Source organism: Propioniciclava sp. LT432 (assembly GCF_059515965.1).
Genome location: NZ_JCAKNE010000046.1, coordinates 1 through 18,838, shown reverse-complemented (window position 1 = coordinate 18,838; position 18,838 = coordinate 1). Strand labels below are relative to the sequence as shown.

Sequence of the window (18,838 nt, the reverse complement as noted above, 5' to 3'; positions counted from 1 at the left end):
CGCGAGCGGGCAAGGACAGGCACGAACAACTCCATCAACAGCTCCAGCCACGAGAACGACGACCACATCGTCGACCCCGTCACGAACCGCCATCCACCCGGAGTCGAGATCACCTACATATCAAGCCGCTTGCCGCAGGATCGTGTTCGCCCGCCGCAGCTCACGCACCTCACGCTCCAAGGCGACGATCTTCGCCTTGTCATCGCTGCTGACACCCTCCCGCACGCCGGTATCGACCTCAGCCTGGCGGACCCAGTTCCGCAACGCCTCCGGATGAATCCCCAACTGCTTGCCGATCCGGCTGATCGCCCCGGCCCGGCTGGCTGGATCCCTCCGCGCCTCCACCCATCCGAGTGGCGCGCTCCTTCAATTCCTCCGAATACTTCCTCGGTGCTGCCATGACTCCCATCCTTCCGTGTGATGAGAGCCTCCATCAGACCCGGGGCGATGCAGTATCCTCTAGCCGACTCGCTGACCTGAACCGGCGGGTCCGCGCATGGGGACGCCTAGCGGGGTGACGAAGAGCGGGTCAGTCGGCCGGATCACCGGCCGGTCCAGCCAGGTCGCGAACACGTCGGCAGCATGGGGGAAGGAACTCGACCCGCCGACCAGGTAGATCATCGGCACGTCCTGTCCGTCCAGCACGGACGCCGCGATCGACGCCATCTTCTCGAGGGTCGGCCGGATCAGGCCGAGGACACTGTCATACTCCGCAGCATCCCTCTTCACCGCCTCGGCCGCGTCGTAATCGATCTTGCGGCGGCCGGCGACGACGAGGGTCATATGGTGGCCACCGGTGGCCTCGTCCACCGAACAGACCACCTCACCTCCGGCCAGGATGGATACCCCGGTGGTGCCGTGGCCGATGTCGATCACACAGCCGTCGGTGATCCCGAGCGCCCGGGCAGCCGCCACCGGCTCGTCCACGACGCCCTCGACATCAAGGTCGGCAGCCTCAGCGACATTGCGGAAGACCTGGATGTCACCCTGACTGATACCCGGCGGGATCGAGAGCGATGCCGCCGTGAACCGAACGCCAAGTCGATGCCCGACCTCTGCGGCGAGGCTTCTGACGGCGGTGGTCGCACCCACCCAGTCCACCACGACGCCGTCGCGGACCACGGTGGAGTGGAGCGAGGCTCCGGTCACCGGGCGGTCGAGTTGGTCAACGACGGACGCCACGATGTTCGCGGTGCCGAGGTCGATGCCCAGCCGGGGTTCGCCGTACGGCTCGTCAACCGCACCGGTGCGGGTCAACTCCGCGAAGCGACGAATGGCCCCTTCGGGTTCGATGGCCATAGGGTTTGAAGACTCCATGCTCGCAGACACTCCTCAGCTCTTCACCTGACCCTTCGTTCGGCCACCCGTTACCGGATGCCGGGCACTCTGGCGGCGCGCCCCTTCCCGATCGGTACGCCCCTGCTGACCGATCGCACCGCAGAGAGAGCCGGCATCCGGCATCCGAGGCGATCCCGCGCCCGGGGGCGCATCAGCGCACGTTGAGATCTCCGATCAGGACGCACCGGCGCACCCTTGCGAAGTTGCGGGTCCGGGTCAGGCCCTCGCCGGTCGGGCCGGCGATGGTGAAGGTTGGGAAGCCCTCGCCGCCGATGCCGAGGCCGTTGAACGAGGGTCCGTTCTTCACGAAGATTGTGGTCTGTATCTCTCGTCCCATCCGGGTGAGGGCCTTGACGTCCCTCGAGTGCATGATCGCGGTGTGCCGGTAGCCGTGCTCCAGCTCGACAGCGAGCGCGATGGCCGCGTCCACATCAGGCACCCGGACCAGCCCAATCACCGGCATCATCAGTTCGTGGACCACGAACGGGTGACTGGCGTCCACCTCGCACACGATCAGCCGCACGCCTGCCGGCGGCTCGACGCCGATGGCGCGGAGAATCTCGGCGGCGGGCTTTCCCACCCAGCCGGTGTCCGGACCGGTTCGCTTCTGGTTCAGCACGAGCGCCTCGATGCGGCGCACCTCCTCGGCAGAGGCTTCGTAGGCTCCTTGCTTGACCATCTCGAACTTGAGCAGGTCGGCCACCGCATCGACGGCCACGATCTCCTTCTCAGCCGTGCATGGCACGTTGTTGTCGAAGCTCGCACCATCGACGATGCATTTGGCCGCGTACCCGATGTCGGCGGTGGCGTCGACCACGACCGGCGGATTGCCGGCGCCTGCGCCGATCGCCTTCTTGCCGGAACTGAGCACTGTCTTCACGATCCCGGGTCCACCGGTCGCCACCAGCATCTTCACGCCCGGGTGGGCGATCATCTTGTTCGTGTTCTCGATCGACGGTTCGGAGACGGTGACGATCAGGTTCTCCGGCGCACCGGCGGCGCGCAGCGCCTGATTCAGTTGCCGGACCTGCCACAGAGTCAGGTTCTTGGCCCGAGGATGGGGGCTGAACACCACCGCGTTGCCTGCCGCGAGCATGCCGATGGAGTTGCAGGTGACCGTCTCCGTCGGGTTGGTGGTCGGGGTGATCGCGCCGATCACTCCGTAGGCGGAGTACTCCACGGTGGTGAGGCCCTCGTCGCCTGACCACGCCGTCGTCTCCAGATCCTCGACCCCGGGGGTTCCTTCTGCGGCGGCCTTGTTCTTCAGGTACTTGTGTTCCGCATTGCCCATCCCGGTCTCGATCACGGCCTGGACCGACATGTTGTCGAGGTTCTCCGGCTTGAGCATGACCTCGCGAATGGCGGAGACGAAGCGCCTCCGGTCGGCCATCGTGCACCGGCGATACTCCTGGGCAGCCGCCGCCGCTGCGTTGACGGCGCCGTCCATGTCGGCGAATACACCGTCGCCCTGGACGCCGGGCCGCGGCGTGGACGGCGCAGCAGCGCGGGGTGGCCCGCCGTCATGTTCGGCCAGCACCTCTCGGATGACCGCAACGAGTTGAGCAGTGTCGATCGTCATTCCTTTACTCCCATCACGCTGTTGATTGCTTCGTTCATCACGGCGATGTCCTCTTCGACGGTGCCGCCGGAGATACCCAGGGCGCCTACGATGGCGCCCTGGGTAACCAGGGGCGCACCGCCGCCGAAGAGGACGACGCGGCCCGAGTTGCCACTGGCAAGGCCCGGCAACGGCCCGCCCTGCGCGGCGAGCGCACCGACGGCCGCACTGCTCTGTTTGAAAGCAATCGCGGTCCATGCCTTGTTCGGTGCGAGTTCCAGGCTCGCCAACAGCGAGCCGGGCATGCGGTGGAGCAGGACGAGGTTCCCTGATGAGTCGACGACGGCGATCACCATCGGTACCCCACGAGCCTGGGCCGCCTGCTCGGCGGCGGCGGCAAGCCGCTGGGCCAGGTCGAGCGTGAACTCGGTTGTCGACGGCGCCGGGTCACCCGCCGGCGCTGCCTCGCCGGGCAGCAGCTTGGCTACGGCATCGCGGACTGCCCGCTCAACCCGGGCGCGATCGTGCCAGGTCTCAGCCAGCCGGGCCAAGGCGTAGACCGCGTCCGAGAGCCGGTTGAGGTAGGTCACCAGCTCGGGTCGTACCGGCTCACGTTCTGCCAACGTGAGAGTGCGGCGCTCGGCTCGACGCACGATGGTGCGCGCCAGGTGAAGCCGGGCGGACAGCGGGTCGCGCCCCGGCACCACGAAAGCCCGCTGCGGGCCGGTGATCTCCAGACACTCATCGATCAGCCGCTCCAGGCCGGCGATGTCGGCGGCGGAGACCGTGTTGCCCAACTGGGCCGCGCCTTGGGCGTCGGAGGCCAGTTCGGCGGCCACCACGAACAGGCGTAGCTGGATGGCATGCAGATGGTTGCGCCAGCGACTAGGCTCGAAGGCCGCCCTCGCTTCGCCGAGGGCGGCATTCGCCTCGTCCACGGTGCCGTAGGCCTCCACGCGGAGGCTCTGCTTGGCCACTCGTGAGCCGCCGAACAGACCGGTGTCACCCTTGTCACCGGTGCGGGTATAGACCGCGGGCATGGCTAGGCCTCTATCTCTACGGTGTCCACGATCCCGACGATCGTGGAGTCGATCGGGCTGCTCTGGCGGTCCGCGGCGAACCGCGCAGAGGATCCCTTCGTGACGATGACCGTCTCGCCATTGCCGGCACCGACGGTGTCTACGCAGACCTCGGGCACCCCGACAAGCTCGTGGAGCTCGTTCAGCCGCCTCACCAGCAGGAGTTTGAAGCCCACCAGCCGTTCGTCCTTGCTGGTGGAGACAACATTGCCGATCACCTTGGCCAGATACATCGTCAGCTCACTCTCTCAAAGGCGATACTGCGCGCGGCTGCGGTCTCCCGAGCCAGCGGCGTGATCAGCGCGGCCGGTTCGAGCTGCAGCACGGTGCCCGGGGGGACCGCGCGGAGCAGGGCTTCGTGTACCACCGGCTCGGTGCACCTGATCACAGGACTCTCCTGAGTGGCATCGCCGCCGGGCAGCGCGGCTGTCTTCGTCAGCTGCCGCCGCACTGCCCGATCCAGCTGTTCGGCCGAGGTCAGCCGGACCCCGAACGACCGCACCCGCTCCAGGTTCCCCCGCAACAGATCCCGGTAGCCCGGGGGAATATCGGGGAACCAGCCTCGCTTGTCGGCGCTGTCCGGGCACGCGGCGTTCACGGCCACCACGACCGGCTTGTTGCTCATGATGAACTCCGCCATCACATTCGATGCCAGACAGTCACAGACACCGTGGGCGACCTTTGCCAGCAGGTTGACTGTCGCGGTGGGCACAATCAGCACGTCGTGTGCCTGCACCAGTGACTGGTTGGCCGGGGTCATCCCCGAGGCGGCGATCGCGTCCTGATCCAGGATGTGCTCGGCGGCGGGGGTCTGGATCCAGTCGAGACCCATCTCCGGAGCGAGTCGCGCCAGGGAGCCCAACGCCGCTTCGAAGCCGAGTGAGGCACCGCTGAACAGCACCAGTGCGTTCTGACCGCGCCGCGGCTGCAGCATGTCCGACACAATCTGGCGGATCAGCCCGCGCAGTTCCCGCTCGTCCACTGTCACGCCTACGGTGAGGTCCGCCGGGGCACGTCGCAGATCGTCACGTAGTCCCCCGTCCGGGCGCCGATCGCATTTCCCTCGTCGGTGTCGAGGTGCAACTCCAGCAGGAAGCTCTCCTTCACTCGCACCAGGAACTGGTCGAGCCGACCGCCGCGCTCGCCACCGAAGACAACGCTGACCCGGTCCTGGTCCTTGACGCCCAGCCTGGCGGCATCGTCCGGGCCCATGTGGATGTGACGGCCCGCGACGATCGCCGCATGGGCCTTCACCACCCGGCCGACCGGGCCCTCGATCTCGATCGGCCCGGCCTCGGCCAGATTCCCCGACTGCGCCATCGGTGCTGCCACGCCGAGCGCGAAGCAGTCGGTACGGCTGAGTTCCACCTGGGTGGCCGGACGGTTCGGGCCCATCACCCGAACCCGGTCCATGTGGCCCCGGGGTCCGTGCAGGGTGACTGTCTCCTCTGCGGCGAACTCGCCGCGCTGGCGCACGTACTTCTTCACCGTCGGCTTGGCGTAGCCAAAGAGGGTGTGGAAGTCGGCATCGTCGAGGTGGACGTGCCGGTTGGAGATCCCGACGATGGTCTGGGCGGGGTCCGCCTCGGCGATTCTCTGCAGAACTCGCTCGACGATCTCATCGATCAGAAGAGTCCCGGGCATGGTCATCACCTCGGCAGGAGCTTCTCGACATCGCGGTGCGGCCGCGGGATGACGTGGCGAGCCACGACGGTACCGACCCGTTCCGCCGCCGCGGCACCCGCGTCCACGGCCGCCCTGACCGCTCCGACATCGCCGCGGACCAGCACCGTGACGAGCGCGGAGCCGATCCGGACCGACCCTATCAGGCTGACATTCGCAGCCTTGGCCATGGCGTCGGCAGCCTCAACGGCGCCGACGAAGCCCCTGGTCTCGATAATGCCGAGCGCCTGGCTCATGCTTGGTCTCCTTTCTGGGTGGGTGCCGGTCGCGCGCCAGCCTTCGGTGCAGCGCTTCGTGCGGCGCCCCTGCGGGGCGTCTCCACATCCGGCGTGTCGGCGGCATCCTCAACTTCGGTGTCGGGCGGAGGGGCAGTCTCCGCCGGAGTGGCTGTCTCCGACGGAGCTGCCGGCTCCGGCGGCGGCGCCGCTTCCTCTGGGGTATCGACCACCGGGACCGGGTCGAACCCGATCGTCGCGGCATTCCGGACCAGAGACCCCACTCCCGAGGCCGGCCGCGGGATGACCAGTGAACTCACCACCTGGTTGAGTCGTCCCGCCGCGGAGACAGCGGCTGCGACAGCGGCGTTGACCGCTCCGACCTGGCCGAGCACTTTGATGGTGACGTAGCCGCTGCCCCTGGCCAGCTCGTAGCCGACCAACTCCACATCTGCGGTCTTGCACGCGACGTCGGCCGCCTCAAGGCCAGCGGTCAGCCCCACAACCTCAATCAGCCCCAAGGCTTGCATGTTGATTCCCTTCTCTGGTGGTGGCGCGCAGCGGGATGCGCTTGACGATTCGAGCGGCGTTGGATCCGACGATGCGGTCACTGACCCCCAGCCATTCCGCGATGTACGGCCGCCCTTCAGGGAGCTTCTCGGTGGTGACCACGGCGTAGTCGAGCGCGACACCGACCCCGATTCCCAGCCTGGACTCGAGGGAAGCAGCGTGGGCGAGCGCGAGCGGGTTGAGTTCGTCGCGGCGGGTCACCTCCGCGGGCACTCCTTCCTCTTCCATGCCGAGCAGCAGACTGGTCAGCGCGGTCTCGGGCACGTCCAGGTGAACGTGCAGTGCGATGGCCGGAGGCGTCGGCTTGGTCATGACTGCTCCTGCCAACTGAGAGCAAGCCCGGTCGCGACCGCGTTACGCGGACCTTCGGTGCCCCGCACGTTGGCGCGCCCGGCGACGACTCGGTACTCGGCCAGTGCCGCGGTGACCAATTGCGGGATCTCGAAATCGAGCGCCGAGCCACCGACCAAGACGACGAAGTCGATGTCGCGTACGTTGTCGGTCGGGCTCACCCGGCGGAGCGCACGAATGGCGTTGGTGACGAAGACGCGTTCCTTCGCCCGGATCCGCACCTGACGAATGGTCTCCACCGGCAGATCAAGATCGAGCGGCACCATTCCCTCAGGTTTGAGGATGACCACCCGCGCGTAGACCTCAGGCGGAAGCGGCTCCTCGAAGAACTGCACCGTGCCGTCTTCGTGCCGGATGTTGAACACCGTCTCGACCTTGGCCAGCGGGTGGCGTTTGAGATCCTCGGCGAGTTCGAAGTTCTCCAGGCCCAACTCCGACTGAATCATCAGCGTCACCATGTTGCCGGCCCCGGCCAGGTGGATCGACTCACCGGTTCCGTCGGCCCGCATCACGGAAGCGTCGGTGGAACCGGCTCCCATATCGAGGATCGCGATCGGCGCGGCGGTGCCCGGCGTGGTCAGCGCACCGCGGATGGCCATGTCGGCCTCGACCCCGCCCACCTCGATCGCGACAGCCAGCTTGGCTTCGAGTCCGGCCGCGATCCGCTGCATCTGCAGCCGGTCGGTCTTGACCATGACCGCGATGCCGACCGCAGCCTCCATCGAGAATTCGTTGGCGATTCCGCCGGCCACCCGCCGGGGTACCTGGGTATCGACCGCTAGCAGATCGGTGACATTCACGTCCCGCGGCTGAAGGTTGGTCAGCTGCGCCATGGTGACGCGCACCTTCTCCATCATGCCGCCCACGTTGGTGCCGGGTTCGCCGGTGACGTCGTTGACCTGGCGCACCCGACCAACCGCCGACATGATCTCCTCGGCGCCTCGTTCGACATCCACTTCCAGCCGGCTCGCAGCGCCGTGCACGGTCAGCTTGCCGGCCGGGATGCGCCGCTCCTGGACGTCCCCCTGGGGAGTCTTGATCACTACCGCGGATCGATTGCCCACCAGCGAGCGGGCGAGCGGCACGACCTGCTTGGTGTCCTCGGCGTCCAGCCCGAACAGGGTCGCGATGCCGAACGGGTTCGCCAGGGTCTCGACGATTCGTCCGGCCTCGGCGACCTCGATGGCCGCGAGCATGCCCAGCGGGACCTTCTCGATCAGGTGCACCTCATCGACGATCGGGATCTTGCGGTTGAGCCGGTTGTGGACCAGGACGCCGTCGTCGGACTGCAGGATCGCACCGGCCACCTCGGCGGTAGCCTCGTTGAGCCGGCGGGCGATGTCGTCGTAGGGGTGGGTCCGGCCGGCCACGACGATGCACGAGCCCGGCGGCGCCGCGGACAGTTCGTCGATGGGAACGGTTACGCCCACACCGATCCCCAGCCCTCCCGGCGTCGCCGGATTGTGTCCGATCATGGTCGACTCGGTGATGATGGTTTCGGTGATCGTCTCCATCGCGACGTCGCCGATCACCGGGGCCGCCTCGTTGATCCGGACGAGTTCAAGGTCCGAGAGTGAGCGCCCGGCCGCCTTCACCGCATCCTGCAGGGCGTGAAAGATACCGGTCAGATTGGCATCAGTGCCCTTGATGCCCGTTGTCGGGATGGTGCCGCTGGCCACGAACCGTAGGTCCGCGCCGTCAACCTCGGCAAGTGCGACCTCAGTGGTCGCATTGCCGATGTCGATCCCGGCGATCAGCTTCACGGGTTCCTCTCTGGTGCGGTCGGTCATCAATGGGGAACCTCCCCGGCCACGGCGGCAGGTTGGTTCCTGGGAGGACGGGCGTGGCGGCGGGTATCCGCCTCCACGCCCGTCAGCACGTGCTCAGTCGACTCGCAGCCGGCCACGCGCCTGGTAGACCTCGGCGGCCTCGCGGACGAATATCCCCGCGGCCTTCGCGTCGTAGGTACCTTCGAGTTCGGCGGCGATATCCAGCAGCTCCTTCTTGGTGGACCGGTATGGCCGAAGGGCGTCGTAGATGGCCAGCAGCCGATCGTCCGGCACCGCAACCAACTCCGCCGCGCGGCGCAGGTTGCGAGCCAGCGAACCGCGTCCGACATCGTCGGCCACCTGCGCTTGCAGCTCGAGCGTGTCAGCCGAGATCTTGAAATCCGACGGCTTCAGTTCCCCCGACTTCAGCCGCTCGAACGTCAGCTCGGCCAGTCGCGCGCCGCTGTCGGTGCGCACCAGCTCAGGGCGTCGTTCGGCCAGCGGATAGTCGGCTACGCCCACCGTGGCTCCGGCCGGCACCGGCTTTTTCTCGAACGCAACCTGGTTCTCGCTGCCGAGATTCTTCATGACCTCGGCCATGATCTGACGAATCAGTTCCTCTTGATCCATGACCTTGCCCTCCTAGCCGATGGTTACCTGAAGCGCTTGCGGCTTCTTGGACGGATCACACAACGTCGTCTCCTTGTTGTGCAGGAGCGCCGCGATGGCCTGGTACTTCGGTCGGGTGCTCGGATCGTTGCGGACCGGGACCGGCTCGGGGTTCTCCCCCTTGGCGTACCGGGCCGCGTTCTTGCCGATCGCCCTGAAGGTGGCCTCGTCGATCAGCGGCGACTGACTGAACAACTCGACATTCGACAACGGCGGCAGATCCTTCTGATGAATCACCGTCGTCCCGCGGGACTGGATTCCGACCCCGATGCCGGAGCCGGACAACTTGGCCGCCTCGTGCGCCACGAAACCGACATCGGCCGTCTTGTAGATACGCACGAAGCGGTACCTCATGCCCTCCTCCTCCAGGCCGGCACAGAGTTCCTTGAGCGCCGTGGCGTGCGGAATCCCGATGATGGTCCGGTGGATCCCAGTGCTGAACGCCGGCGAGAGCGCGATGACGACCTCCTTCGGGTCGGTTCCGCGCTGAGCGTCTCCGGCTTCCACGATCCGCAGTTCGCCGACGTTCGCCGCAGGTGCCGCGGTGCCAGCAGCCGTCACGGGGTTCGGTGCCGACGCCGTCCCACCAACGACCTCACGGATGACCTGCTCGACCAGACTCTTGAGTGTGGCTTGATCCATGACTGTCACCTCAGATGCTTTCCGGGCTGACGGCCTGACGGATCGTCTTGATCTGATCCCAGCGTTCCGGCGACATCTGGTAGCCGGTCATCGGGCCCGCGTAGTCGTTGGGGTTGTTCACTGCCGAATCGATCCGGAAATCACCATCGAAGATGGCCGCGGTCTGCAGGTAGTCGCCTGCCATGCGGTGCTTGATCAGGTTGAACACTGCCTCAGCTACGTCATCGAAGCCGCTGCGGATCAGCGCCTGCACCACATCGAGACCGGTGATCTCGCGCTTCATCAGGTCGTCGGCCGCCACCAGGTCCTCCACCACATTGCGGGCGGGGAGATCTCGAGAGCCGTGTCCGTAGGTCGCCGCCTCCACCTCGGCGTCGGTGATCTCGGGCAACCCCAGTTCCTTGAAGACTGCCTGGATGGCGCGGGTCGCTTTCCGGCGGATCGCGATCACGTCCTCTTCCGACACCGGGGACAACGCACCGTCCACCCGCATGTCACGCTGCAGGATGAGCCAGTCGTCGAAGTCCTCGGCGTCCCAGTGCCCGCCACCGAACATGTTGTCGTAGTTCGGCACCGTCGAGTAGCCGGAGCAGATGAAGTCAGTGCCGGGAACGAACTGCATCAGCGACCGCGCAACCCGCCGCAGATCGGACTGCGACATCGACTGGTCGTTGGCGGAGGCGCACTCCAGGTCCAGCATCATCGCGATCAGGTTCTCTGCGAGGAAGGCACGGACGCCCTGTGGCACTCCTCCGACCACACCCACGCAGGAGACCGAGCCGTTCTGAGTGCCCTGCGAACCGGCCGCCCGGGTGATGAACTGACAGCGGGATTCGAGGTAGAGCATGCTCATGCCCTCGGCGAATCCCATCTGCACCTCGGAGCCGGTGCCGGAGGTGAATCGCATCTTCAGGCCCCGTGAGGCGTAGCAGGAGGCCAGGAACGCCTTCGACCAAGGGGTGTCGTCGCCGTCCATGAATACCGCTTCGGTGCCGTAGACCGAGACTGTCTCGGCGTAGGACGTGAGCCCGCGCATCCCGAGCTGGAGTTCGGTGGCTTCCTCCACCGCGCACTGGGAGAGGATTCCCGGCCTGCCGGTCTGCGAACCGACCAGAACAGCGAGCGCGTTGAGCGGCGCGTAGCGCACGATCCCGACGGTGGTCTCCTCTTCGGCGAAGCCGCGGATTCCGGCCTCAGCCGCATCCGCGGCCAACTGCACCGGGTTGTCCGTCACGCTGGTGACGTGTCCCTGCATGGCTGGCCGTTTGCGGGCACGCAGCTTGGTCACCGCGGCCATCATTTCCAGCACGCTCATCTTGGAGACCACCTCGGCGGCCTTCGCGGGCGTCAGGGCCGTGGTCAACGGGATCAACTCATGGCGTGGGATGTTGATGTCGCACAGCATGTGGGCCAGGCGCACCGAGTCGATCGCGTTCGCCTCCACCGCTCGCTCCAGGTTGATGCCGTAGCTGGCGATGAAGGTGTCGAGCATGTCGAAGTCGGCACGTTGCCGGCCGTCGAGTTCGACGATCTCGCCGTTCTCGATCCTGATCGACGGCTTAGGATCGTTCGGACCGTCCATGGCGATCAGGCCCACCTCGGGCCATTCGCTGACGTAGCCGTCCTGGTTGACTGGACGCGCGTCCAGTATTTCGAATCTCTTAGACCTCATGGCTCGTCCTAGATGTAGGGGGTGGAGGCCGACTCGGGCTGTGTCCCGAGCGCCGCGAGTAGTGGCATGCCGACCTCTCGGGCCGCGATGATCGCCTGCCGAACGGCACCGGAGTCACCGGAGAACGCGGCGATGACCTCGTTGGTGAGGCTGGTGCCGTGTGCCGGGCTGGAGTAGCCGATCAGGTCGATGGTCGAAGCCTTCACGGCCGTGTCGGCCAGGACAACACCGATTGCGGCCGGGGCCCCGACGGTGATGCCGAACGCCCTGCCCAGCGGTGCACCGAACGCCTTCTGCAGGGCATAGCTGGCACGCGCGGTGTACTGGAACTCCAGGTGGCCCGCATCGTTGGCGTAGATGTCGCCAAAGGTGCGGTCCAGCTCGGCGAGCGCGACTTCAACGGCCCTACGGGCATCGGAGACATCCTCAGCCCCGAACACCACCAGCGAGCCGTGACCGGCTCCGCCCTTGGTGTCGCGAGCCATCTCAATGCTCAGCACCTCGGCGTTGGTCGCCTTGACGGCTTCATCGGCGGCGAAGATCTGCGGGCCGGCGCCCGTCCGTGCGCCAAGGATCCCGAGAGACTTGTAGTCCCGCTCCAGCCTCATCATCGCGAGAAGGTCGGAGTCGACGTTCGCAATGACGAGGCCGATGGAATCACCGAGTCGGTTCGTGCCGACGAACTCGGTGACGGCGGGCCGTGCTGACGGCGCGCCGTCACCCAACCGCGGCGACACCTTCTTCATGACTTCCGCCATGACCTTGTCGACCAGGTCCTCAGACATCACTCAGCTCACTTCGCGCCGGGAAGGATCTTCTCGACATCGGAGTGCGGACGCGGGATCACATGGACCGATACCAGCTCGCCTACCTTTGCCGCAGCTGCCGCGCCAGCGTCCGTGGCCGCCTTCACCGCACCGACATCGCCCCGGACCATGACCGTCACCAGACCGGCTCCGACCTTCTCGTTGCCGATCAGCTGCACGTTCGCCGACTTGACCATCGCATCAGCGGCTTCGACCGCGCCCACGAATCCCTTGGTCTCGACCAGGCCCAGTGCATCCTGCATGTTGGACTCCTTCGTCTAGGGAGGCCGGTTGATGACCTCCCGGGAAGGGTAAGCTGCATCGAAGTGCACGATCTGCGCAAGCGGTTACACAAAGCCGCCTACCGCGTCTCCCGCCCCTAGAGACGGGAGGCAAGGTCTGCCTAAGATGGCGGGAAAGCTCCGGGGACCGGGACCAGATGTGGCGCTGTCACCGTCGGGCCAGCGCTCGCCTGCGAATTGCTTCGGCCGCATTGCCGGCGCCAACAGAAGAATCCTGAGGACGCCAGAATCAAAGGGGATGAGCATTGTCGAACATCGTTTTGGGCGACGGTGACTACGGCGCTCTCGATCTCCGTCACCTCGTCGACGTCGAACGCCTCCAGCAGATACAGGACGAGTTCGCAGCGGACACCGGGCTCGGCGTCATCACCGTGGACTCGACTGGCGCCCCAGTTACCGACCCTTCCCATTTCACCGAGCTCTGCCAGTTCCTGAGGAACAACCCCGCCACGAGGGAGCTCTGTTACGGCTGTGACGCGCACGGCGGGTTCCAGAGCTCGATCGAAGGGAAGCCCGTGGTGTACCAGTGCCACGCCGGGCTGGTCGACTTCTCAGTCTCCATCATCATGGGCAACCAATTCCTCGGCGCGGTCGCAGCCGGACAGGTACTCCTGACCAGGGGGCAGTACGATCTGCGGCAACTGCTGGCTGCCCACTCCACACCCAGCACCGACCCCGGACTGCAGCAACTGGCCAGCGAGATCAGGACGATCGACGTCGACGAGCTGCACCGCGCCGCCAATGCCATCGCGCAACTCGCCAACGAGACCCTGTCCAAGCGGTCGCACACCTTCGGCCTCGTCACGACGGGGCCCAGCCTGGGCAGGCTTCCCGTGGTAGCCCAGGCCGACCAGGGCCCCCTGCTGGTTCCGCTGGTCGACGGCCTCTCCAAGCCGATCCCGCTGATCCCGGCCAGCCGGCGGAACCAGCTCGACGTCGTAGCCGTCGGGCGCAACCTGCACGCCCAGAACGTGGGCGGCAACCTGGAACTGCTCGGCTCCTACCTGGACGGTCTGCTGCCCCAATGGAGCCAGAAGATTCCCCGCGACGACCTGCGGAGCCTTGAGGACGCGTTGATCGCGGTTGCCCAGCGCGAGGGCGCGCAGTACGGCCGGGAAATGACGCTCGCGGTGGCGAGCCGCAACGGGAATCGCCGGGCTGCGATGAACCGCTACGAGTGCCAGATTCACTGCGAGCGGCTGCTGATCCAACTGCACGACCTGATCGAACCGAAACTGGCGGTGAAGGATCGCACCATCGCGAGCCTCGTCAACGAGATCGAGAAGGATCCGACGGTATTCTTGTCCGTTTCCTCAGCGGCACAGTACCTGGCGATCTCCGAATCTCATTACTCCCGCCAGTTCAAACAGCACACCGGCCAAAGCCACACCGCCTACGTCACGGCCAAACGGCTGGAGCGAGCAAAGCTGATGCTGACCCACACCGACAAACCCATCATGCGCATCGCCACCGAACTCGAATTCCAGCCGCGCAACTACTTCTCTCGAACGTTCAAGAAGCATCTCGGGCTCACCCCGGGTGAGTATCGGCAGCAACAACGCGCCGAGCGGCTCGCCGCTGCAGGTTGACGATCGTGCCCCGGAATCCCCGCGCCTGCGCGCCCGCTGAATCGTAAAAAGGACCCTCCGCAATGACCACATTCCAGCTCAACACGTCAATCCGTTTCGGGGCCAATGCCCTCGAAGCGCTGGACCAGTACCGCGATCAACGGGTACTGCTGGTGACAGATTCCTTCCTGGCGTCCACCGACCTGTTCCGCGAGGCCAGCGCCAGGCTCGGCTCCCAGGTAACCGTGTTCGACGACGTCGAGCCGAACCCGACAGTCACCCTGGTCGGGAAGGGGACCACCTGCTACCTGAAGGCCGACCCCGAGGTGGTGGTGGCGCTCGGCGGCGGATCGCCGATCGATGCGGCCAAGGCGATGCATCAGGCTGCCCTTGAAGTCGGACGCGCCGCTCCACATGGCCTGGTGGTCGTACCCACGACGAGCGGATCCGGCTCGGAAGTGACCTCGTTCTCGGTGGTCACCGATGAAGCGACGCATGCAAAGATCGCCATGGTGTCCCCAGCCATGCGCCCAGCTGTCGCCATTCTCGACCCGCGTGCTGTCCTGGGCGTTCCGCCCAAGGTCACCGCGGACGCGGGCATGGATGTGCTCACCCATGGTCTTGAGGCCTACGTGGCGACGAACGCCAGCGACTTCTCCGACGCCTTCGCCGAGAAGTCCGTTCAGATGGTCTTCGGGAGCCTCGCCCGCTGCTACCGGCACGGCTCCGAACTCGACGCGCGGGAGCGAATGCACAACGCGTCGACGCTCGCGGCTCTCGCCTTCGACCACGCCGGCCTCGGCATCGTGCACAGCCTGTCCCACGCGCTCGGTGGCCGATATCCGGTGGCGCACGGACGGCTCAACGCTCTGTTGCTGCCTCACGTGATGGCGTTCAACGCAGCGGAATCGCCAGAGGTCGCGGCGAGGTACGCCCGGCTGGCACGCCTCACAAGCATGGCCAGCGGCAGTATCAAGGCGGGCGTCCTGTCGCTCATCGGCGCGGTCGAGCGACTCCGCTCCGAACTGGACATTCCCGCCCGGATCAGCGAAGCCGGCGTCTCGGTCGCCGATCTCCAGGCCTCGGCCGACGACATCGCCAGCACAGCGCTGAATGACCGCTGCACACCAACCAACCCGGTTCAGCCGACGACAGCCCAACTCACCGCGATCCTGCGTCAGATCCTGTGATGGAACCACTTCCGATACGAGCACGTGCGCAGGGTCTCTGCCCTACCCGCAGCGGGCCGAAGGAACGCCAATGATCGACACCGAGAAGACCCGGATCATCCAGGAGTTCGTACCCGGTAAACAGGTGACACTGGCACACATCATGGCCAATGCCGATCCGCAGCTCCTGCCGAAGATCGGCATTCAGGACAAGGCCTCCGGTTCCGTCGCGGTGATGACACTCACCCCTGGCGAGGCAGCGATCATCGGTGGGGACATCGCCGCGAAGGCTGCGGACGTGGAACTCGCCTACGTCGATCGCTTCTCGGGCTCGCTACTCCTGGTTGGCCAGCTCGCCGACATCGAGGCCGGCGTGCAGGCCGTGGTAGAGACGCTGGTCGGCGTGCTCGGCTTCACGCCCTGCCCGATCACCCGGACGTAAGGCCCTGGCGTGCGCTCGATTCTGCTGATTGGGAGCGTCGGTGTCGGGAAGACCACCCTGCGACAGCGGCTGCATGGCCACAAACTCAGGTACGCCAAGACCCAGGCTCTCGAGACCGAGCACGGAGTGGTTGACACTCCCGGGGAGTTCCTCGAGTCCCGCATCTACAAGAGCGCGCTGATCAACGCCTCATACGCGGTTGATCTCGTCGTCTTGGTGCAAGCCGCGGACGTGCGCGGCACCCGCTTTCCGCCGGGCTTCGCCTCAGCCTTCAACCGTGAGGTCATCGGGGTCGTCACAAAATGCGGGCTGGCGAAGGGACGCCGCGACGACGCCGTCTGGCATCTCAGGCTCGCCGGCGCCAGCAAGGTGTTCTGCGTCGACTCGCTGACCGGTGACGGTCTCGAAGAACTGATAGCCGAACTCCATCGTGACGATGGGACTGCCCAAGACCTGGCCGCGACTAAGCCCCGTGCTGGTAGGTGATCCTCCCCTGGCGGTCCGCCGCCGCAGCCCAACTGCGCGACGCGCGCCAGACCACGAGAGGGTCGGCGCGCGTAGCTTGGCAGGCTGCGTAATCACTCTAGTGGCGTGTCGATGATGTAAGTTTACGGTTGCGTGTCAGAATGGAGCATGGCGAACAGGACGGCTCCGGCATTGCCGTTGCGTGCGGGTGACCGGGACGAGTTGGAGCGTTTGACCCGTTCGGCGACGGTGATGGCGTCGTTGGCGCAGCGGGCAAGGATCGTGCTGTTGGCCGCCGACGGGGTCGGGAACCAGGTGATCGCCGATCGAGTTGGGGTGTCGCGTCCCACGGTGAACCTGTGGCGGGACCGGTACGCCGAACGCGGACTGAGGGGGTTGGTCGATGAGTCCCGGACGGGTCGGCCGCGGCGGGTGGACCGGGCGGAGGTGATCGCCGCGACGTTGGTGCCGCCGCCGGAGAGCCTGGGCGTGACGCACTGGTCGAGCCGGCTGCTGGCGGCCCGGTTGGGCCTGGACCACTCCACCGTGGCCGGGGTGTGGAAGGAGTTCGGGGTCAGGCCGTGGAAGGCCGACACGTTCAAGTTCTCCACCGACCCCGAACTGGTCGCGAAGGTCACCGACGTGGTCGGCCTGTACCTCAACCCGCCCGAGAACGCGGTCGTGTTGTGTGTGGACGAGAAGAGCCAGATCCAGGCGTTGAACCGCACCCAGCAGGTGCTGCCGATGGCGCCGGGCCACAACGAGCAACGCACCCACGACTACGTCCGGCACGGTACCTCGACCCTGTTCGCCGCCCTGGAGGTCGCCACCGGCCAGGTGACCGGCGTGTGCAAGGGCCGGCACCGGCACCAGGAGTTCCTGGTGTTCCTCAAGCACGTCGCCCGCGCCTACCCCGACCGCGAGTTGCACCTGGTGATGGACAACTACGCCACCCACAAGAAGGCCGAGGTCCGCGACTGGCTCGCGCACAACCCGCGGATCCACGTCCACTTCACCCCGACCTCCGGATCCTGGCTCAACCTCGTCGAGGTCTGGTTCGGCATCATCGAACGCCAAGCCATCCGGCGCGGCACGTTCACCTCCGTCCGGGACCTCACCGGCAAGATCCGCGCCTTCATCACCGGCTGGAACAAACGCAAGCACCCATTCACCCGGACCAAGACCCCAGACGAAATCCTCGACAAAATCAACCGCAAACGTCAACACGTCTCATCGACAGGCCACTAGGTTGGCGTGGCGTTCGATGAGCTCGTCGTTGGACTGGCCCGTCCGTTCCCGCAGCAGCACGATGAGGGAGTCGCAGGCCAACCACGCCAACTGCTCGAAGAGGGTGCCGACCGGCTGAATCGACGTAGCCGCAGTTGCCTGGATGTCTGCGCCGAGGCGGGTCTGGCCGGGCAATGCGAGATATGCCGTGGCAAGCTGCCCGATCGGTCCGGCCGTGTCGGTGGTGATGGTTGCCACCGCGGCACCAGCAGAGTGCGCCTTCTCCGCCATCGCCACCAGGCCGGCGGTGCGCCCGGATCCGGAGATCACCACAAGGAGATCGTCAGCCCTGACGGGTGGCGTGGTTGGTTCGCCGACGAAGCTGACAGCGAGGCCGAGATGAAGGAGCCGGTTGGCGAAGCCGCGAGCGACGAAGCCGGATCGGCCGGCGCCGGTGATGAAGACCCGTTTCGGGGCGAGGAGGGCGTCACAAAGCGGTGTGAACTCCTCCTGCTCGATCTGGCCACCGGCGGCGGCGAGTTCGGCGACAATCGTGGTCAACGTCGTTGAAGAGGTCATCCTGGTGGGCCGCCCCCGTCATTCGGTCCGGACGGTGTGTGAGTCGTCGGTTTCGATTTGATGGGTGCATTGCCGAGCGTACTCGGCTGGGGGCAGGTAGCCGAGCGAGGAGTGCCGGCGGTGATGGTTGTACTCGTCCTTCCAGTCGCCGATCACGACCTGTGCGTGCAGTAGCGAGTAGAAGCTGTTGATGTTGAGGCACTCGTCGCGGATCCGGCTGTTGAATGACTCGACGTACCCGTTGCGCCAGGGCGAGCCCGGCGGGATGTAGGACAGGCCGGTGCGGGTGCCGGCCCAGTCGGCCATCGCCTCGCTGATGAACTCCGGCCCGTTGTCCGACCTGAGCACCGCCGGGGCGCCCCGGGCGGCGACGAGGTCCTCGAGGTGGGCGGTGAGCCGGTCCGCGGTGATCGATCGTTCGGTGAGTCCGCCGATGCACTCCCGGGTGTGCTCGTCGACGATCGAGCAGATCTTGATCGGTCTGCCCTGCTCGTCGGCGTCGAACTGGAAGTCCACCGCCCACACCACGTTCGGCGCGTCCGCCGTCGGCGTGTCGATGGTCGAAGATCCGACGCGCTTGCCTCGACGCCGCTGCGGGACCCGGAGCCCCTCGTCACGCCACAGGCGTTGGACCTTCTTGTGGTTCACCACCCAGCCCTCGGCGCGGGCGTCGTGATACGCCCGCCGATACCCGTAGCGGGGATGGTCCTTCGCCCAGGCGCGCAGCCACTCCC

Annotated in this window: 23 protein-coding genes; 5 read left to right on the top strand and 18 right to left on the bottom strand. The window is 66.3% G+C overall.

All coding sequences use genetic code 11. The annotated features are described in order from the left end of the window. Positions 1-120: 120 nt before the first annotated feature. The 16 genes from AC5YDV_RS18530 to AC5YDV_RS18455 form a co-directional block, all read right to left on the bottom strand. The gene (locus AC5YDV_RS18530) at positions 121-345 is read right to left on the bottom strand and encodes a transposase (RefSeq protein WP_345045785.1); all 225 of its coding nucleotides are present in this window, start codon (positions 343-345) and stop codon (positions 121-123) included. Between the two features lie 114 nt (positions 346-459). Next, positions 460-1,299: an ethanolamine utilization protein EutJ gene (gene eutJ, locus AC5YDV_RS18525; RefSeq protein ID WP_345045335.1), complete on the bottom strand. Its 840-nt coding sequence runs from the start codon at positions 1,297-1,299 to the stop codon at positions 460-462. 190 nt (positions 1,300-1,489) lie between these two features. Next, entirely contained in the window at positions 1,490-2,917 is a 1,428-nt protein-coding gene (locus AC5YDV_RS18520) for an aldehyde dehydrogenase family protein (RefSeq protein ID WP_345045338.1), read from the bottom strand. Further along, positions 2,914-3,936, bottom strand: a complete 1,023-nt coding sequence (locus tag AC5YDV_RS18515) for a cob(I)yrinic acid a,c-diamide adenosyltransferase (RefSeq protein WP_345045340.1) — start codon at positions 3,934-3,936, stop codon at positions 2,914-2,916. Before AC5YDV_RS18515 ends, AC5YDV_RS18520 begins: the two co-directional genes overlap by 4 nt. A 2-nt stretch (positions 3,937-3,938) precedes the next feature. Further along, on the bottom strand, positions 3,939-4,208 hold the full coding sequence (locus tag AC5YDV_RS18510; protein WP_345045343.1) for a EutN/CcmL family microcompartment protein: 270 nt from the start codon (positions 4,206-4,208) through the stop codon (positions 3,939-3,941). Positions 4,209-4,210: 2 nt separating this feature from the next. Continuing rightward, positions 4,211-4,957 (bottom strand): flavoprotein, encoded by a 747-nt coding sequence (locus AC5YDV_RS18505; protein ID WP_496185040.1) that lies wholly within the window; start codon positions 4,955-4,957, stop codon positions 4,211-4,213. A gap of 8 nt (positions 4,958-4,965) precedes the next feature. Further along, positions 4,966-5,619, bottom strand: a complete 654-nt coding sequence (pduL, locus tag AC5YDV_RS18500; protein ID WP_459018358.1) for a phosphate propanoyltransferase — start codon at positions 5,617-5,619, stop codon at positions 4,966-4,968. A gap of 5 nt (positions 5,620-5,624) precedes the next feature. After that, positions 5,625-5,894, bottom strand: a complete 270-nt coding sequence (locus tag AC5YDV_RS18495; RefSeq protein ID WP_345045348.1) for a BMC domain-containing protein — start codon at positions 5,892-5,894, stop codon at positions 5,625-5,627. Beyond that, on the bottom strand, positions 5,891-6,403 hold the full coding sequence (locus AC5YDV_RS18490; protein ID WP_425554621.1) for a BMC domain-containing protein: 513 nt from the start codon (positions 6,401-6,403) through the stop codon (positions 5,891-5,893). The genes AC5YDV_RS18495 and AC5YDV_RS18490 overlap by 4 nt, the downstream gene beginning before the upstream one ends. Continuing rightward, the gene (locus tag AC5YDV_RS18485) at positions 6,381-6,755 is read right to left on the bottom strand and encodes a glycerol dehydratase reactivase beta/small subunit family protein (RefSeq protein ID WP_345045351.1); all 375 of its coding nucleotides are present in this window, start codon (positions 6,753-6,755) and stop codon (positions 6,381-6,383) included. The genes AC5YDV_RS18490 and AC5YDV_RS18485 overlap by 23 nt, the downstream gene beginning before the upstream one ends. Then, positions 6,752-8,584: a diol dehydratase reactivase subunit alpha gene (locus AC5YDV_RS18480; protein WP_345045354.1), complete on the bottom strand. Its 1,833-nt coding sequence runs from the start codon at positions 8,582-8,584 to the stop codon at positions 6,752-6,754. The genes AC5YDV_RS18485 and AC5YDV_RS18480 overlap by 4 nt, the downstream gene beginning before the upstream one ends. A gap of 93 nt (positions 8,585-8,677) precedes the next feature. Then, positions 8,678-9,193 (bottom strand): diol dehydratase small subunit, encoded by a 516-nt coding sequence (locus tag AC5YDV_RS18475; protein ID WP_345045356.1) that lies wholly within the window; start codon positions 9,191-9,193, stop codon positions 8,678-8,680. 12 nt (positions 9,194-9,205) lie between these two features. After that, entirely contained in the window at positions 9,206-9,874 is a 669-nt protein-coding gene (locus tag AC5YDV_RS18470; protein ID WP_345045358.1) for a propanediol/glycerol family dehydratase medium subunit, read from the bottom strand. 10 nt (positions 9,875-9,884) lie between these two features. Continuing rightward, complete coding sequence (locus AC5YDV_RS18465) at positions 9,885-11,546, bottom strand: propanediol/glycerol family dehydratase large subunit (protein WP_345045361.1); 1,662 nt, start codon at positions 11,544-11,546, stop codon at positions 9,885-9,887. Between the two features lie 8 nt (positions 11,547-11,554). Further along, positions 11,555-12,331 (bottom strand): propanediol utilization microcompartment protein PduB, encoded by a 777-nt coding sequence (pduB, locus tag AC5YDV_RS18460; protein WP_345045364.1) that lies wholly within the window; start codon positions 12,329-12,331, stop codon positions 11,555-11,557. Positions 12,332-12,339: 8 nt separating this feature from the next. Continuing rightward, positions 12,340-12,615 (bottom strand): BMC domain-containing protein, encoded by a 276-nt coding sequence (locus tag AC5YDV_RS18455; RefSeq protein WP_345045366.1) that lies wholly within the window; start codon positions 12,613-12,615, stop codon positions 12,340-12,342. 284 nt (positions 12,616-12,899) lie between these two features. On the opposite strand from AC5YDV_RS18455, the gene AC5YDV_RS18450 reads away from it, so the two are divergent. The 5 genes from AC5YDV_RS18450 to AC5YDV_RS18430 all read left to right on the top strand — a co-directional run bounded on the left by AC5YDV_RS18450 (position 12,900) and on the right by AC5YDV_RS18430 (position 17,546). Next, complete coding sequence (locus AC5YDV_RS18450; protein WP_345045368.1) at positions 12,900-14,243, top strand: PocR ligand-binding domain-containing protein; 1,344 nt, start codon at positions 12,900-12,902, stop codon at positions 14,241-14,243. Positions 14,244-14,305: 62 nt separating this feature from the next. After that, a complete protein-coding gene (locus AC5YDV_RS18445; protein ID WP_345045371.1) occupies positions 14,306-15,412 on the top strand; it encodes a 1-propanol dehydrogenase PduQ in 1,107 nt (368 codons plus the stop codon). Positions 15,413-15,482: 70 nt separating this feature from the next. After that, positions 15,483-15,833, top strand: a complete 351-nt coding sequence (locus tag AC5YDV_RS18440) for a BMC domain-containing protein (RefSeq protein ID WP_345045374.1) — start codon at positions 15,483-15,485, stop codon at positions 15,831-15,833. Positions 15,834-15,842: 9 nt separating this feature from the next. Next, complete coding sequence (locus AC5YDV_RS18435; RefSeq protein WP_345045377.1) at positions 15,843-16,319, top strand: EutP/PduV family microcompartment system protein; 477 nt, start codon at positions 15,843-15,845, stop codon at positions 16,317-16,319. Positions 16,320-16,466: 147 nt separating this feature from the next. Further along, on the top strand, positions 16,467-17,546 hold the full coding sequence (locus AC5YDV_RS18430; RefSeq protein ID WP_345045380.1) for an IS630 family transposase: 1,080 nt from the start codon (positions 16,467-16,469) through the stop codon (positions 17,544-17,546). Here the strand turns inward: AC5YDV_RS18430 and hxlB are convergent. Next, complete coding sequence (gene hxlB, locus AC5YDV_RS18425) at positions 17,529-18,104, bottom strand: 6-phospho-3-hexuloisomerase (RefSeq protein WP_345045382.1); 576 nt, start codon at positions 18,102-18,104, stop codon at positions 17,529-17,531. The genes AC5YDV_RS18430 and hxlB overlap by 18 nt on opposite strands. A gap of 18 nt (positions 18,105-18,122) precedes the next feature. After that, positions 18,123-18,838, bottom strand: a 716-nt coding sequence (locus AC5YDV_RS18420; protein ID WP_496185039.1) for an IS3 family transposase, incomplete at its 5' end; no start/stop codon positions are given.

Coding starts and splice junctions, on each gene's coding strand:
- eutJ (WP_345045335.1), bottom strand. CDS start 1,299: ATGGCCATCGAACCCGAAGGGGCCATTCGTCGCTTCGCGGAGTTGACC.
- AC5YDV_RS18520 (WP_345045338.1), bottom strand. CDS start 2,917: ATGACGATCGACACTGCTCAACTCGTTGCGGTCATCCGAGAGGTGCTG.
- AC5YDV_RS18515 (WP_345045340.1), bottom strand. CDS start 3,936: ATGCCCGCGGTCTATACCCGCACCGGTGACAAGGGTGACACCGGTCTG.
- AC5YDV_RS18510 (WP_345045343.1), bottom strand. CDS start 4,208: ATGTATCTGGCCAAGGTGATCGGCAATGTTGTCTCCACCAGCAAGGAC.
- pduL (WP_459018358.1), bottom strand. CDS start 5,619: ATGCCCGGGACTCTTCTGATCGATGAGATCGTCGAGCGAGTTCTGCAG.
- AC5YDV_RS18495 (WP_345045348.1), bottom strand. CDS start 5,894: ATGAGCCAGGCGCTCGGCATTATCGAGACCAGGGGCTTCGTCGGCGCC.
- AC5YDV_RS18490 (WP_425554621.1), bottom strand. CDS start 6,403: ATGCAAGCCTTGGGGCTGATTGAGGTTGTGGGGCTGACCGCTGGCCTT.
- AC5YDV_RS18485 (WP_345045351.1), bottom strand. CDS start 6,755: ATGACCAAGCCGACGCCTCCGGCCATCGCACTGCACGTTCACCTGGAC.
- AC5YDV_RS18480 (WP_345045354.1), bottom strand. CDS start 8,584: ATGACCGACCGCACCAGAGAGGAACCCGTGAAGCTGATCGCCGGGATC.
- AC5YDV_RS18475 (WP_345045356.1), bottom strand. CDS start 9,193: ATGGATCAAGAGGAACTGATTCGTCAGATCATGGCCGAGGTCATGAAG.
- AC5YDV_RS18470 (WP_345045358.1), bottom strand. CDS start 9,874: ATGGATCAAGCCACACTCAAGAGTCTGGTCGAGCAGGTCATCCGTGAG.
- AC5YDV_RS18465 (WP_345045361.1), bottom strand. CDS start 11,546: ATGAGGTCTAAGAGATTCGAAATACTGGACGCGCGTCCAGTCAACCAG.
- pduB (WP_345045364.1), bottom strand. CDS start 12,331: ATGTCTGAGGACCTGGTCGACAAGGTCATGGCGGAAGTCATGAAGAAG.
- AC5YDV_RS18455 (WP_345045366.1), bottom strand. CDS start 12,615: ATGCAGGATGCACTGGGCCTGGTCGAGACCAAGGGATTCGTGGGCGCG.
- AC5YDV_RS18445 (WP_345045371.1), top strand. CDS start 14,306: ATGACCACATTCCAGCTCAACACGTCAATCCGTTTCGGGGCCAATGCC.
- AC5YDV_RS18440 (WP_345045374.1), top strand. CDS start 15,483: ATGATCGACACCGAGAAGACCCGGATCATCCAGGAGTTCGTACCCGGT.
- AC5YDV_RS18430 (WP_345045380.1), top strand. CDS start 16,467: ATGGCGAACAGGACGGCTCCGGCATTGCCGTTGCGTGCGGGTGACCGG.
- hxlB (WP_345045382.1), bottom strand. CDS start 18,104: ATGACCTCTTCAACGACGTTGACCACGATTGTCGCCGAACTCGCCGCC.